The organism is Micromonospora sp. NBC_00860, from assembly GCF_045207375.1.
Taxonomy (GTDB): Bacteria; Actinomycetota; Actinomycetes; order Mycobacteriales; family Micromonosporaceae; genus Micromonospora; species Micromonospora vinacea.
Window position 1 is genome coordinate 512849 of sequence record NZ_CP108825.1, and the last position, 14280, is coordinate 527128.

Annotated in this window: 14 protein-coding genes and 1 pseudogene; all 15 read left to right on the top strand. The window is 72.2% G+C overall.

Annotated elements, in window-relative coordinates:
• The first annotated feature begins 184 nt into the window (after window positions 1-184).
• The 15 genes and pseudogenes from OH804_RS02460 (at window position 185) to OH804_RS02530 (ending at window position 14264) form a co-directional block, all read left to right on the top strand.
• Window positions 185-1630, top strand: a complete 1446-nt coding sequence (locus OH804_RS02460; protein WP_196918908.1) for an FtsW/RodA/SpoVE family cell cycle protein — start codon at window positions 185-187, stop codon at window positions 1628-1630.
• Complete coding sequence (gene murG, locus OH804_RS02465; protein ID WP_196918907.1) at window positions 1630-2736, top strand: undecaprenyldiphospho-muramoylpentapeptide beta-N-acetylglucosaminyltransferase; 1107 nt, start codon at window positions 1630-1632, stop codon at window positions 2734-2736. Before OH804_RS02460 ends, murG begins: the two co-directional genes overlap by 1 nt.
• Entirely contained in the window at window positions 2733-4298 is a 1566-nt protein-coding gene (murC, locus tag OH804_RS02470; RefSeq protein ID WP_406062472.1) for a UDP-N-acetylmuramate--L-alanine ligase, read from the top strand. The genes murG and murC overlap by 4 nt, the downstream gene beginning before the upstream one ends.
• Entirely contained in the window at window positions 4295-5113 is an 819-nt protein-coding gene (locus tag OH804_RS02475) for a cell division protein FtsQ/DivIB (RefSeq protein WP_196918905.1), read from the top strand. Before murC ends, OH804_RS02475 begins: the two co-directional genes overlap by 4 nt.
• Before the next feature lie 245 nt (window positions 5114-5358).
• Window positions 5359-6474, top strand: coding sequence for a cell division protein FtsZ (gene ftsZ, locus OH804_RS02480; RefSeq protein ID WP_196918904.1), 1116 nt, complete (start codon window positions 5359-5361; stop codon window positions 6472-6474).
• 9 nt (window positions 6475-6483) lie between these two features.
• A complete protein-coding gene (locus OH804_RS02485; protein WP_406062475.1) occupies window positions 6484-7227 on the top strand; it encodes a YggS family pyridoxal phosphate-dependent enzyme in 744 nt (247 codons plus the stop codon).
• Window positions 7228-7418: 191 nt separating this feature from the next.
• The gene (locus tag OH804_RS02490) at window positions 7419-8111 is read left to right on the top strand and encodes a cell division protein SepF (RefSeq protein WP_406062477.1); all 693 of its coding nucleotides are present in this window, start codon (window positions 7419-7421) and stop codon (window positions 8109-8111) included.
• A gap of 30 nt (window positions 8112-8141) precedes the next feature.
• Window positions 8142-8447 carry a YggT family protein gene (locus OH804_RS02495; protein ID WP_030334503.1) on the top strand — a complete coding sequence of 102 codons (306 nt, stop codon included), beginning with the start codon at window positions 8142-8144 and terminating at the stop codon, window positions 8445-8447.
• A gap of 44 nt (window positions 8448-8491) precedes the next feature.
• Window positions 8492-9301, top strand: a complete 810-nt coding sequence (locus OH804_RS02500) for a DivIVA domain-containing protein (protein ID WP_036411965.1) — start codon at window positions 8492-8494, stop codon at window positions 9299-9301.
• A gap of 80 nt (window positions 9302-9381) precedes the next feature.
• A pseudogene (locus OH804_RS02505) lies at window positions 9382-9726 on the top strand (hypothetical protein); the annotation flags it as partial.
• Between the two features lie 445 nt (window positions 9727-10171).
• Window positions 10172-10477 (top strand): DUF167 domain-containing protein, encoded by a 306-nt coding sequence (locus OH804_RS02510; RefSeq protein ID WP_196918900.1) that lies wholly within the window; start codon window positions 10172-10174, stop codon window positions 10475-10477.
• A 22-nt stretch (window positions 10478-10499) separates the two neighbouring features.
• Window positions 10500-11999, top strand: coding sequence for a potassium/proton antiporter (locus OH804_RS02515; protein ID WP_196918899.1), 1500 nt, complete (start codon window positions 10500-10502; stop codon window positions 11997-11999).
• Window positions 12000-12224: 225 nt separating this feature from the next.
• A complete protein-coding gene (locus OH804_RS02520) occupies window positions 12225-12644 on the top strand; it encodes a TraR/DksA C4-type zinc finger protein (protein WP_091407724.1) in 420 nt (139 codons plus the stop codon).
• 64 nt (window positions 12645-12708) lie between these two features.
• The gene (lspA, locus tag OH804_RS02525; protein ID WP_196918898.1) at window positions 12709-13323 is read left to right on the top strand and encodes a signal peptidase II; all 615 of its coding nucleotides are present in this window, start codon (window positions 12709-12711) and stop codon (window positions 13321-13323) included.
• Window positions 13320-14264: an RluA family pseudouridine synthase gene (locus tag OH804_RS02530; protein WP_091407730.1), complete on the top strand. Its 945-nt coding sequence runs from the start codon at window positions 13320-13322 to the stop codon at window positions 14262-14264. Before lspA ends, OH804_RS02530 begins: the two co-directional genes overlap by 4 nt.
• Window positions 14265-14280: the final 16 nt, after the last annotated feature.

The following is a 14280-nucleotide window of genomic DNA, read 5'->3' on the forward strand; positions in this document are numbered from 1 at the left end:
CGTTCTGGGGGTGTCGGGCGTGTTTAGCGGTGATGATGTCGGGGTGGGGGAGGACATCGGCACTGAGGGCAGGGCAGGCGGGCGGGCGCGGCGGTCGCCGGGCGCGGCGGGGCGTACCGCGGAGGCGGTATCAACCGACGACGCGCGGGGGCCGGAGCCGCGTGCGGCGGAACCGGCGGCGCCCGTGCCGTTGCGCGGCATCGACGCGGCCGGCGGGCTCGCCGCGCTGCGCGGCCTACTGGACCGGCCGCTGACCTCCTACTACCTGCTGCTGTCCTGCGCCGGCCTGCTGTTGCTGATCGGGCTGACCATGGTCTTCTCGGCGACCAGCGTGAAGGACTACGCCGAGGACGGCAACGCCTCGGCCTCGGTGACCAAGCAGGCCATCTTCGCGATGATCGGCATCGGCGCGTTCTGGGTCTGCCAGCGCCTGCCGGCCAGCACCTACCGGTCGCTGGGCCGGCCGCTGCTGTTCACCTCGATCGGGTTGCTGCTCCTGCTCAACCTGCTGCTCGCCTACGCCCGGCTGACCGACCAGGAATCAGGGCGGATCGGCCCGATCGAGGCGCGACTGAACTGGCTGTTCGTCGGCGGGATCCAGCTACAGCCATCGGAGCTGGCCAAGTTCGCGATGGTGCTCTGGGGTGCCCACCTGGTCGCCCGCAAGGGCGCCGCGTTGGGCTGGTGGCGCGAGCTGGCCACCCCGCTCTTCCCGGTGGTCGGCCTGCTCTTCGTCCTGGTCGGCTACAACGACACCGGCACCATGCTCTGTCTACTGGCCCTGGTCGTGGGCCTGCTCTGGGCCGCCGGCGTGCGGATGCGGGTCTTCGGCGCCCTGGCGGCGGCCGGTCTGGTCGGGATCGGCCTGCTCGTCGCGGTGGCCTCGCTGGGTGCCGGCTCCGGCGAGCGCGGCGAGGACAACTACCGCTTCGCCCGGCTGGCCATGTTCTTCAATCCGCCGGACCCGGAGACCTGCAAGCTCGGCGACTGTCTCCAGTTCTACCAGGGTCGGCTGGCCATCGAGCACGGTGGCTGGTTCGGCGTCGGGCTGGGCAAGGGCAGCCTGAAGTGGGACTGGCTGCCCGAGGCACACAACGACTTCATCTTCGCGATCATCTCCGAGGAGCTGGGCGTGATCGGGTGCGTCGTGGTGCTCACCCTGTTCGCCGTCATCGCGTACACCGGGTTCCGGATCGCCCGGCGGGTCGACGACCCGTTCCGCCGGCTCGCCGCCACCGCCGTGACCACCTGGCTGGTCAGCCAGGCTGTGATCAACATCGGTGGGGTGGTCGGGCTGCTGCCGATCACCGGCCTGCCGCTGCCGTTCATCTCCGACGGCGGAAGTGCGCTGGTGGTGACGTTGGCCGGCATCGGCATGCTGGCCTCCTTCGCCCGCGCCGAACCCGATGCGGCCAGAGCACTGCATGCCCGTCCGCCGGCCCGGTGGGTCCGACTACTCTGGGCCCCGTTGCCGCCGCTTCCCGGCCGGCGTCGCCGACCGGCGACGCCGCCCGCTGGCCGAGGGTCCGTGCCCCGGTCCCGCGAGCGGCGCCATGACGATCAGGCCGCACCGCGCGGGGTCCGACAGGACCGCAGCCGCAAGGGTACGGCGAGCGAGAGGAGACGCTGATGGGTCCGCTGCGTTCGGTGGTGCTCGCGGGAGGTGGCACCGGGGGGCACGTCTACCCGCTGCTCGCCTTCGCCGACTGCCTGCGCCGACACGACCCGGGCGTCCGGATCACCTGCCTCGGCACACCCCGGGGCATGGAGAACGACCTGATCCCGCCCCAGGGCTACGACCTGCGGCAGATCCCGGCCTACCAGCTGCCCCGGTCGGTCAACATGAACCTGGTCCGCACCCCGGGCCGGATGTGGACCGCGGCGCGCGCCGCGGGCAAGGTGATCGACGAGGTGCGCGCCGACGTGGTCGTCGGCTTCGGCGGGTACGTCGCGGTGCCGGCCTACCTGGCCGCGTGGCGTCGTGAGCTGCCCATGGTGATCCACGAGGTGAATGTGCCACCGGGCGTGGCCAACCGGCTGGGCATGAAGTTCACCAAGAACGTCGCCGTCGGCTTCCCGAACCAGCCGAGCCAGGCCGAGTCGCTGCGCGACGCCACAGTGGTCGGGGTGCCGCTGCGTCGCGCCATCACCGGTCTGGACCGGTACGCGCTGCGCAACGCCGCCCGCGCCCACTTCGGGCTCCGTCCGGACCTGCCGGTGCTCTTCGTGTCCGGCGGCTCGTCCGGCGCCCGTTCGATCAACCTGGCGGTCTCCGGGGCGGCCAAGGAGTTGGCCCGCAACGGCGTGCAGGTGCTGCACGTGATGGGCGCCCGCAACGAGCCGGTGCCGATCCCCACCGACCTGCCGGTGCCGTACGTGACGCTGCCGTACCTGTCCGAGATGGAGCTGGGCTACGCCGCGGCCGACCTGATGCTGGCCCGGGGCGGGGCGATGACCGTCGCCGAGGTGGCAGCGATCGGGCTGCCCACGATCTACGTGCCGTACCCGCACAGCAACCAGGAGCAGCGGCGCAACGCGCTGCCCGTGGTGGAGGCAGGCGGCGGGCTGCTGGTCGACGACGCGGAGCTCACCCCGGACTGGCTGGAGCGCACAGTCATCCCGCTCATCCGCGACCCACAGCGGCTGTACACGATGGGTGCCGCCGCCGCGTCGTACGGCCGGCGCGACGGCGACGAGGCGCTGCGGTCCTTCGTGCTGGCGGCGGTGGCCCGATGACCGCGCAGTTCACCCCGGCCGGCACGCTCACCGCCGAGGACCTGGGCGCCGTCCACCTGATCGGCGTGGGTGGGGTGGGCATGCTCGGCGTGGCCCGGCTGCTGCTCACCCGGGGCATCCGCGTCTCCGGCAGCGACCTGCGGGAGTGGCCGTCGCTGGCGGGCCTGCGGGCGCTCGGCGGCACCATCCACCTCAGCCACGAGGTGACCAACCTCGACGGTGTGGACACCGTCGTCTACTCGTCGGCCATTCCCCAGGACCACCTGGAGCTGGTCGAGGCGCGTCGGCGCGGCCTGCGGGTGCTGCACCGCTCGGAGGCGCTCGCCGCGGCGATGACCGGCCGTCGGGCGGTTGCCGTCGCCGGCACGCACGGCAAGACCACCACCACCTCGATGGTGACGATGGTGCTCCAGCAGGCCGGTGTGGACCCGTCCTTCGTGATCGGTGGGGAGATCTCCGAGGTCGGCTCGGGCGCCCACCACGGCACCGGCGAGCACTTCGTGGTCGAGGCGGACGAGAGCGACCGCTCGTTCCTCATCTACCGCCCGTACGTCTCGATCATCACGAACGTCGAGGCGGACCACCTGAACACCTACGGCGACTACGCGACGCTGGAGGCGGCGTTCGTGGAGTTCGCGCGCCTCACCGACCCGGACGGGTTCATCATCACCTGCGCCGACGACCCGGGCGGTCGGCGGCTGGCCGAGAGCCTGCGGTCCGAGGGGCGGCGGGTCTACACCTACGGCGAGGCGGCCGACGCCGACCTGCGGTTGACCGAGATCGTCTCCTCCGCGCGGGGGGTGCGCTACCTGGCCGCTGTCGACGGCCGGTCGCTGGGCGAGTTCCGGCTGCCGGTGCCGGGACGGCACATGGGGCTGAACAGCGCCGCCGCGGTGCTTGCCGCGTACCTGCTGGAACTGCCGTTGGAGGCGGCGGAGGCCGCGCTGGCGGTCTTCCCCGGAGTGCGGCGGCGCTTCGAGCGCAAGGGTGTCGCGGACGGCGTGCTGGTCTACGACGAGTACGCGTACCACCCGACCTCGATGACGTTGGCGATGCAGACGCTGCGGGAGGTCGCCGGGGACGGCCGCCTGATCGTCGTGTTCCAGCCGTACCGGCTGTACCGCACCCGCGACAACCAGGCGGAGATCGCCGAGGCGCTGGCCCTCGCCGACGAGGTGGTGCTGTTGGAGGTCTTCGGGCCGGGTGAGTTGCGTCAGCCCGGCGAGGGCTCGGCGGCGCTGATCGCGGCCGTGGACCTGCCCGACGACCGCAAGGTCTTCGTGGAGTCGTGGGAACAGGCCCCGGTCGAGGTGGCCCTTCGCGCCCGCTCGGGGGACGTGGTGGTCACCATGGGCGCCCCGCCGATCTCGCTGATGGGTGACGAGCTGCTGGCCGCCCTGGGTGAGCGTACGGACGGTTCGGCACCGACAGCGACCGTCGACCCGGTGGCCACCACCCCGGCGATCGGTGACCCGGTGCCGGGTGGGGCCACGTCCGGCGGTGACGGCGCGGCTCTCGGTGGCACCGCCGTGCCTGGTGGCTCGGCACCCACGGCCGGATGAGTCCCGGCCCGGCCCGAGGGCGGACCAGCGCCGCCGACGGCGGTGCCCCGCGCCGCGGTCCGGCCCGGCGGTGGCAGCTGGTCCGGGCGGGCCGCGACGCGGTGCCGCCCTCGACCCGCCGGTTCATGGCCCGTGCCCGGCAGCGTCGCATGCGGGCGGCGCTGCCGTGGGCGGTGGCCGCCGGGGTGCTCGCCCTGGCCGGGCTGGTCGCCTGGACGGTGCTCGGCACCGGGCTGTTCGGCGTTCGGGAGGTACGGGTGGAGGGTGCCGACCTGGTCACCCCGGTGCAGGTGCACGACGCGGTCGGGGTGCCGGACGGGGTGCCGCTGGCCCGGGTGGACCTGGCCGCCGCCGCCCGTCGGGTCGGCGCGCTGCCGGCGGTGGAGCGGGCCACTGTCTCCCGGGACTGGCCCGGCGCGCTGGTGGTGCGGGTGACCGAGCGGACCGCGGTGGCGGTGGTGCCGCAGGGCGAGGCGTTCGCCCTGATCGACCGTTCCGGGGTGGCGTTTCGGACGGTGGAGCGACGCCCCGCCGACCTGCCGCAGGTGACGGTGGCCCGGCCGGCCGCCGACGACCCGGGCACCCGGGCCGCACTGGAGGTGCTCGTCGCGCTGACGCCGCAGTTGCGCGCGGAGCTGGTGGACGTGAACGTGGAGGGGCTGGCCCGGATCAGCCTGCGGCTGCGGGGGGACCGGACGGTGGTCTGGGGCGACGCGACCCGGGGCACGGACAAGGCCCGGGTGGCCACCGCGCTGCTCGACCAGGACACCGACCGGATCGACGTGAGCGCGCCGGATGTGGTGACCTTTCGTTGACCGGTGAGCGTGCGGGGACGTGACCCGCCGCGCTCCGCTCGGCGACACGCCGCCCGGGTCCTTGGCTCATCGCGTGGTGGCGCTTACGTTGCCTCGAAGAGCTTCAGTGGTTGACATAACTGTAAGCCTCTAGTAGAGGGTTAGGGTTTACCCCTGATCCTCGTTGGTGACAGCTGTCGTCGGCCGCTGGTCTGGCCACGCCGTACCCGGTCGGCCGAAGCCAATCTCGAAGGAAAGGACCGGAGATGACACCTCCGCACAACTACCTGGCGGTCATCAAGGTCGTCGGCATCGGGGGTGGCGGCGTCAACGCCGTCAACCGGATGATCGAGGTTGGGCTCAAGGGCGTCGAGTTCATCGCGATCAACACCGACGCGCAGGCGCTGCTGATGAGCGACGCCGACGTCAAGCTCGACGTCGGCCGGGAGCTGACCCGTGGCCTGGGTGCCGGGGCCAACCCGGACGTCGGCAAGAACGCCGCCGAGGACCACCGCGACGAGATCGAGGAGGTGCTCAAGGGCGCCGACATGGTCTTCGTGACCTGCGGTGAGGGCGGCGGCACCGGCACCGGCGGCGCGCCCGTGGTGGCCAACATCGCCCGCAAACTCGGCGCGCTGACCATCGGCGTGGTGACCCGGCCGTTCTCCTTCGAGGGCAAGCGCCGGCAGGTGCAGGCCGAGACGGGGATAGACGAACTCCGCAACCAGTGCGACACGCTGATCGTCATCCCGAACGACCGGCTGCTGGCCCTGGGCGACCGCAACATCAGCATGATGGACGCGTTCCGCACGGCCGACCAGGTGCTGCTCTCGGGTGTGCAGGGCATCACCGACCTGATCACCACCCCGGGTCTGATCAACCTGGACTTCGCCGACGTCAAGAGCGTGATGAGCGGCGCCGGCAGCGCGTTGATGGGCATCGGCAGCGCCCGCGGCGAGAACCGCGCGGTCGAGGCGGCCGAGGCGGCCATCTCCAGCCCGCTGCTGGAGCAGAGCATGGACGGCGCGCGGGGTGTGCTGCTCTCCATCGCCGGCGGCTCGGACCTTGGCCTGTTCGAGATCAACGACGCGGCCCAGCTGGTCACCGACGCGGCCCACCCGGACGCCAACATCATCTTCGGCGCGGTCATCGACGACGCGCTCGGTGACGAGGTGCGGGTGACGGTCATCGCGGCGGGCTTCGACGGCGGCACGCCCGCGTACAAGGCGGCCGAGCCGACCCGCAAGACCAACACCAACCAGCCGGCACCGCAGAGCTCTCCGACGCCGGCGCCGGCCAGCAACCCGGCTCCGGCCCAGTCGCCGCGCCGGGTGCTCTTCGACGACGTGGACGTTCCCGACTTTCTCAAGAACGGGTCCTGAGCACCGCCGATGACCGACAGCTCAGCCACTGTGGGACCGGATCGGCAGGCCGAACTCGCGGCGGGTCTGGCACAGGTGCGGTCCCGGGTCGACGATGCCTGCGTGCAGGCCGGCCGGGACCGCGCCGAGGTCACGATGATCGCGGTGACGAAGACCTACCCCGCCAGCGACGTGTTGGCGCTGGCCGGGCTCGGGGTGACCGACGTGGGGGAGAACCGCGACCAGGAGGCAGCCGGCAAGGCCGCCGAGGTGGCTGCCGCAGGGGTGCGTCCCCGCTGGCACTTCATCGGGCAGTTGCAGCGCAACAAGGCCCGCTCGGTGGTCCGCTACGCCGACGTGGTGCACTCCGTCGACAGTGTCCGGCTGGCCCGGGCGTTGGCCACCGCGACCGCCGACCGGCAGGCGCCGCTCGACGCCCTGATCCAGGTGAGCATCGACGGCGACGCGGCCCGGGGCGGGGCCCTGCCCGACTCGGCGGATCCGGGCTCCGGATTGGAGCCGGTGGCCGAGGCGGTGGCCGACGCGCCGGGGCTGCGTCTGATCGGTCTCATGGCGGTCGCTCCGCTGGGGTGGGAGCCGGAGCGGGCGTTCGCCCGGCTCGCGGAGGTTGCCGACGCGTTTCGGGCTGTCCATCCGGGAGCCACCGCGCTGTCCGCCGGTATGAGTGGGGATTTCGAAATCGCGATCCGTTACGGCGCGACACATGTCCGCGTCGGTAGCGCGTTGCTCGGAATGCGTCCCACGCTGCGGTAGCCTGACCGCGAGACAAGCAAATTACATCAGTGTTGTTTCAGGGGCGGGCGTCTCCTAGTCGGGGGTCGTGGCGTGCGACGCGAATCGCGCGCCGGGGGATTGCCGTTCCGGTCCGATGGGCATGGTTGTCCACTCGCGACGGGCGACATGGCACGGGGGCGCGTGCCGCACGGCGGACGGAAGGGCGCGGGATGGGTGCACTGCGCAAGGCGGGGGTCTGGCTCGGTCTGGTCGAAGAAGACGACGAGCGGGCCTACGACGACGGTGGCTACGACAAGGGTGGCTACCGCGACTCGCGTTACCGGCAGAGCCGGTACGCCGAGGAGTTCACCGACGACGACGAGGACGACACCGAGGAGCCGCCGGCTCCCCGGCCGCGCGACACCGGGCGGGGTCGACTCTCCGAGCGGCCGAGCGGGCGGTTGAGCGAGTCCGAGCGCGGTGACGGTGAGCGGCCGGAGCGGATCGAGCGGTCCAGTGTCCGGTCGATCACCAGGTCGTCGGCGGGCGAGACGTCCGGTGCGCTGACCTACCACACTCGGGACAACCTGGCCCTCGCGCCGCAGGTCACGTCGCGCGAGCGCGCCCTGCCCGAGGAGGAGCAGCGCTACCAGATCACCACGCTGCACCCCACCACCTACCGCGAGGCGCGCACCATCGGGGAGCACTTCCGCGACGGTGTCCCGGTGATCATCAATCTCACCGAGATGGATGAGGCCGATGCCCGCCGTCTGGTGGACTTCGCCGCCGGGCTGGCGTTCGGCCTGCGCGGTACGATCGAGCGCGTGACCAATCGGGTGTTCCTGCTCTCACCGGCTAACGTCCAGGTCACCGCTGAGGACAAAGCCAAGATCGCTGAGGGCGGCTTTTTCAGTCTGAGTTGATCCCGCCCGACCCGAGGGACGTCGCTGACCGTGTTGTCGATCTTACTGCAAGTGCTGTACCTGATCCTTTATGTCTTCCTGCTCCTTCTTCTGTCCCGGTTCGTGTTGAGCGCCGTCCTGCAGTACGGCCGTCGCTGGCAACCGGGGCGTGGAGCATCGGCAGGATTGGAATCCGTGTGGAGCGTCACTGATCCCCCTCTCAACGCGTTGAGGCGTGTGATCCCTCCGCTGCGAATTGGTACCGTGAGCATCGACCTGGCCTCCCTTGTGCTCCTGGTTATCCTGTTCGTGCTGATGGAGTTCGTGTTAGGGCCGTCGATCAGGGCATCTGCCTGATGACCGACGCGCTTTCGCGGCCGCAACTGACCCGAGGAGTTTCGATGCCGCTGACCCCGGCCGACGTCCACAACGTCGCCTTCAAAAAGCCGCCGATCGGCAAGCGGGGGTATGACGAGGAGGAGGTCGACGCCTTCCTTGATGAGGTCGAGCGCGAGCTCGCCCGTCTCATCGAGGAGAACAACGAGCTGCGCGCCCAGGTGGAGCGCGGCGGCCGTGGCGGTGCCCCCGCCGGCCCCGGCGGCGACGCCCGACTGGCGGCGGAGCTCAACGACGTCAAGGCCCAACTGGACCGGGTGCAGCGCGACAAGTCGGCGGCCGAGCAGGCTGCCCGCGCGATGCAGGCCGAGCTGGAGCAGGTCCGCGCGACCGGCGGCCCGGCCGGCGGCGTCACCGGTGACGGTGAGCAGCAGGCCCTGCGCGTGCTGATGATGGCCCAGCGCACCGCCGACGACCACGTGTCCGACGCTCGCCGCGAGGCCGACCAGCTGCTCTCCGAGGCTCGCAGCAAGGCCGAGGAGGTGACCCGGGAGGCGCGCGCCAAGGCTGACGCCCTTGAGCGGGACGCCCGCCAGCGGCACCAGGAGGCCATGGGCGGCCTGGACGCCAAGCGCACGGCGTTGCAGAAGCACATCGAGGAGCTCAAGCAGTTCGAGCGCGAGTACCGCACCCGGCTCAAGGCGTACCTGGAGAGCCAGCTGCGTGACCTCGACGGTCGTGGCCAGGGCCTCGAGGCCGAGATGACCCGCTCCGAAGCCGGCCGGGTTGCTGGCGGCAACGGGCTGGCCGCAGCAGGTCTCGCTGGTTCGTACGGCGGCGGCGGGCGCTCCGGCGCCCTCGAAGCCGGACGCTGAGCACCGGCCGGCGATCGCTGTCCGCCAATGGTGACGGTCGCCGGCCCCGCCTGGACGGTTCGACGCGGCGGGGGTGAGCCGTGATAGTCGCAAGTCTTCTGCTCATCCTCGTCGCGGTGGTGCTACTGGTGCTCGGCCTGGCCGGTGGCTCCAGCTTCCTGTTGGTCATCTCCATCGCGGCCAGTCTGCTGGCCGCCGTGGCGTTGGTGGCGGGTGCCCGCCAGGCAGCCGCCAACCGCGCCATGGCGGATCCCGGCCGGACCGACCGACGGCCCCCCGACGCTCCCCGCACGGCCAGCCAGGCCACATCGGGTGTCGCGTACGGGCCGCCGCTGGTCGAGCCGGAGGTGCCGGTCCAGCACGTGCCCACGACGTTTGGTACCGGCGGCGCCGGGTGGCGGCAACCACCCGCGTCGCCGGTCGACCATGTGCCGCCGGTCGATGAGGCGTCGCCGCTCGACCCGCCACGCGTCGACGACGAGTCGCCGTTCGACTCGCGGGGCGACGACGAGTCGCCGTTCGTGGCCGCGACGGACGAGGGGCCCTCGCGTGCCCGGCCGGTCAGCCCGGCGTCGTCGGTCGCGGCGTCGACCGACGACGTGTTCGATCCGGCGGTCGCGGCGGTCGACGAGCCGGCCGCCCAGCAGATCACGGCCGCCGAGGCGGCCCGGGTGGCCCGACTGCTCGACGACGTCGAGGTCGTCGACGGCCGACCTCGTTACCACCTCGACGGCTGCCCCCACCTGATCGGCTGGCAGCCCGAGACGTTGCCGGTCGCCGAGGCCGTGGAACTCGGCTTCACTCCGTGCGCGCACTGCGCGCCGGCGACCGCTCTCCTCGCCGACGCCCGGCCGATCTGAAGCGGCGCCGGTGCCCGCGCAGGACACGCTCACCGTTGCGGTACGGGTGAAGCCCGGCGCCTCCCGGGACCGGGTGGGTGGCCGCTTCGACGGCCCGCACGGGCCCGCTCTCGTGATCGCGGTCCACGACCCGGCCGTCGACGGTCGGGCCACCGAGGCGGCCCGCCGGGCGTTGGCCGGCGCGTTGGGCGTCCGGCCGGCCGCCGTGTCGCTGCGTACCGGCGCGGCCAGCCGGGACAAGCTCTTCCTCGTCGATCGGCCCGGCCCGGAGTTGCCCGAGGTGCTGCGCCGCCTGCGCGACGGATCCGCCGAGTGAGGACAGCCCAGGCAAGGCAGCCGTGACGCCCGGCTTGGACATCGCGCTGCTGCTCGGTGCGGCGGTGCTGCTGGTCGCTGTCGGCGCGGTGCGACTGTCCACCCGGCTCGGCGTGCCCAGCCTCCTGGTCTACCTGGCGTTGGGTGTGGCGATCGGCGAGAGCGGGCTGGGCATCCAGTTCGACGACGTCGAGCTGACCCGGACCCTCGGCTTCTGCGCGCTGATCGTGATCATCGCCGAGGGCGGTCTCACCGCCCGGTGGACCACGCTGCGCCCGGTGCTCGGGCTGGCCTCCGCGCTCTCCACTGTCGGCGTGATCGTCAGCATCGTGGTGGTCGGCGTGGCCGTGCACCTGCTGCTGGGGCTGGACTGGCGTTTGGCGCTGCTCTACGGCGCGGTGCTCTCGTCCACCGACGCGGCGGCCGTCTTCGCCACCCTGCGCCGGCTGCGGTTGCCGCCCCGGCTGGTGGCGACCCTGGAGGCCGAGTCGGGGATGAACGACGCCCCGGTGGTGCTGCTGGTGGTGCTGCTCTCCCACCAGGGCTGGGCGCACCCGTGGTGGTACGAGACCGCGCTCGTCTTCTACGAGCTGGGCGTCGGCGCGGCGGTGGGTGTGGCCGCGGGCGTCGCCGGCACCTGGGCGCTGCGCCGGGCGGCGCTGCCCTCGGCCGGGCTCTACCCGATCGCCGCGGTGGGCATCACAGTGCTGGCGTACGCCGCGGGGGCGGTTCTGCACGCCTCGGGCTTCCTCGCCGTCTACGTGGCCGGGGTGTTGCTGGGCAATGCCCGCCTGTCGCACCGGCAGGCGATTCTCGGTTTCGCGGACGGGCTGGCCTGGCTCGCCCAGATCGGGTTGTTCGTGCTGCTCGGGTTGCTGGCCTCGCCGGGCCGGCTGGACGCGGCGGTGCTGCCGGCTGTGGTCGCCGGGCTGGCGTTGGTGCTGCTGGCCCGGCCTCTCTCGGTGGCCGTCTCGGCGGTGCCGTTCCGGGTCGGCCTTCGAGAACAGGCGTTCCTGTCCTGGGCCGGGCTGCGCGGGGCGGTGCCGATCGTGTTGGCCACCATTCCGCTCTCCGAGCGGGTGCCCGGCGCGGAGCGGCTCTTCGACGTGGTCTTCGTGCTGGTGGTGATCTTCACGCTGGTGCAGACCGGGACGCTGGGGCCGTTCGCCCGCCGGTTGGGGGTGACAGCGCCGGCCGAGGCCGCCGAGATCCATGTGGAGACCGCGCCGCTGGAGCGGATGCGGGCGGACCTGCTCCAGGTGGAGGTGCCGCCCGGCTCGCGACTGGCCGGCGTGCACGTCGACGAGCTGCGGCTTCCACTGGGCGCGTCGGTGACCCTGGTGCTGCGCGACGGCGTGGGATTCGTGCCCGCGCCGGACACCCGGTTCAAGACCGGCGACAGTTTGCTGATCGTGGCGACCGCCGGGGTGCGGGACGCGGCGGAACGGCGGTTGCGGGCGGTCAGTCGGCGGGGTCGCCTGGCCCGATGGTTTGGTGAGTACGGGGATGAGGCGGTCGAATGATCTGCTAGCGTTCCCTTTGCCCCAGTTAGGCAGGGCTAGGGGCTGTTAGACGGCGCGACGGTGCGGCACGTTGTCGGACGCCTGTACGTTCCGTATTCTTGCCAACCTCCGGAGTGCGCGGCCATCGTCGCCGCGCGCCCCTTTTCGTACATAGGGGACGCCGTGGTTGGCGCCCCCTGTCCAGGCGCCGCGGACCGCGCGGTTCCCCGGCCGAGGGAGCGACCCATGGCGAAGCCATCCGACACCAGGACCGCCGGGCGCAAGCCGGTGGCCAAGGCCACCCGCAGCACCGCGGAGACCGAGAAGATCCGGGCGGCGCTGGCGGCGCGGCGGGACGAGCTTCGTGCCGAGTACGATCAGACGCTGAGTGAGATCACCGAGCTGCAGCGCGATCGGCTGACCGACTCGGCCGGGGACGACCAGGCCGACACGGGCACCAAGACGCTCGAGCGGGAGCAGGAGATCTCTCTCGCCAACAGCATTCTGGAACGGATCACGCAGGTGGAGCGCGCTCTGGAGCGCCTCGACGAGGGTGGTTACGGCTGGTGCGAGCGGTGCGGCAACCCGATCCCGGTCGAGCGCCTCGCCGCCTTCCCGTCAGCCACCCTGTGTGTGACGTGCAAGCAGCTGGAGGAGCGGCGCTGAGGTCCGTTCCCCGGCGGCGATGAGACGGTGAGCGATCACCGCCAAGACTGTCGATGGGGAGCGCATGACCGCAGTACCGTCCGCCGAACCCGGCCGCACCGACCCGGGCGGCGGCACCCGCCGGCCCCGGGCCGTCGCGATTCTCGCCGGAGTCGCCCTGGTGGCCCTGCTGGCCGACCTGGTCACCAAGCACCTGGCGCTGGCCGCGCTGACCGACCGCGAGCCGGTCCGGCTGCTCGGCGGGTTCGTCTACCTGAGCCTGACCCGCAACAGCGGCGCGGCCTGGAGCATCGGCGCGGACCACACCTGGGTCTTCCCGCTGATCACCATCGGGGTGGTCGGCTGGATCGTCTGGATGGCACTGCGGCTGCGCTCGCTGCCCTGGGCGGTCTCCCTCGGCCTGGTGCTCGGCGGCGCGTTGGGCAACCTCGTCGACCGGATCTTCCGGGCGCCGTCCCCCTTCCACGGGCACGTGGTCGACATGATCAGCCTCTTCGACCCGTACGGTCAGGTCTGGCCGGTGTTCAACCTGGCCGACAGTTCGCTGGTCTGCGGTGTGTTGCTGGCCGTCCTGTTGGAGCTGACCGGCCGCCAGCGTGACGGCCGGCGGGCGGGCCGCGACAGCGACCCGGCCACCACTGACGCCACCTCGGGCGCCGAGCAGAGGGAGCGGGCATGACCTCCGCGTTCGCCGCTGGCGGCGACCACCGTTCCCTTCCCGTTCCGGACGGCCTCGACGGCATGCGCCTGGACCAGGCCGTGTCCCGCCTGTTCGGGCTCTCCCGCACCGCCGCCGCGGCCCTGGTCGACGCCGGCGACGCACTGGTGGACGGCTCCGCCCGACCCAACTCGCACAAGGTCAAGGCCGGCTCCTGGCTGGACGTCACGCTGCCCGCCCCGGTCGCACCGCCGACAGTGGTGCCGCAGGCGGTGCCCGGCCTGCGGGTGGTCTACGCCGACGACGACATCGTCGTGGTCGACAAGCCGGTCGGGGTGGCCGCGCACCCGAGCCCCGGGTGGACCGGGCCGACGGTGATCGGCGCGCTCGCCGCGATCGGGCACCGCATCTCCACCAGCGGCGCCGCCGAGCGCCAGGGTGTGGTGCACCGGCTCGACGTGGGCACCACCGGGATCATGGTGGTGGCCAAGAGCGAGCAGGCGTACACGGCGTTGAAGCGGGCCTTCAAGTACCGCGAGGTCGACAAGGGCTACCACGCGGTGGTGCAGGGGCACCTGGACCCGCTGCGGGGCACCGTCGACGCTCCGATCGACAGGCATCCCACCCACGACTACCGGTGGGCGGTGGTCTCCGGCGGCAAGCCGAGCATCACCCACTACGACACCCTGGAGGCGTTCCCGGCGGCGAGCCTGGTCGACGTCCGGCTGGAGACCGGCCGGACCCACCAGATCCGGGTCCACTTCTCCACCCTGCGGCACCCCTGCGTGGGTGACCTCACCTACGGCGCCGATCCCACCCTCTCGGCCCGTCTCGGCCTGGCCCGACAGTGGCTGCACGCCCGCGAACTGAGCTTTTTGCACCCCCGAACGGGGGACGAGGTCCGGTTCGTCAGCGACTACCCTGACGACCTGGACCGTGCGCTCCAGATCCTGCGTGACTGAGCGGCGACCGCCCGAC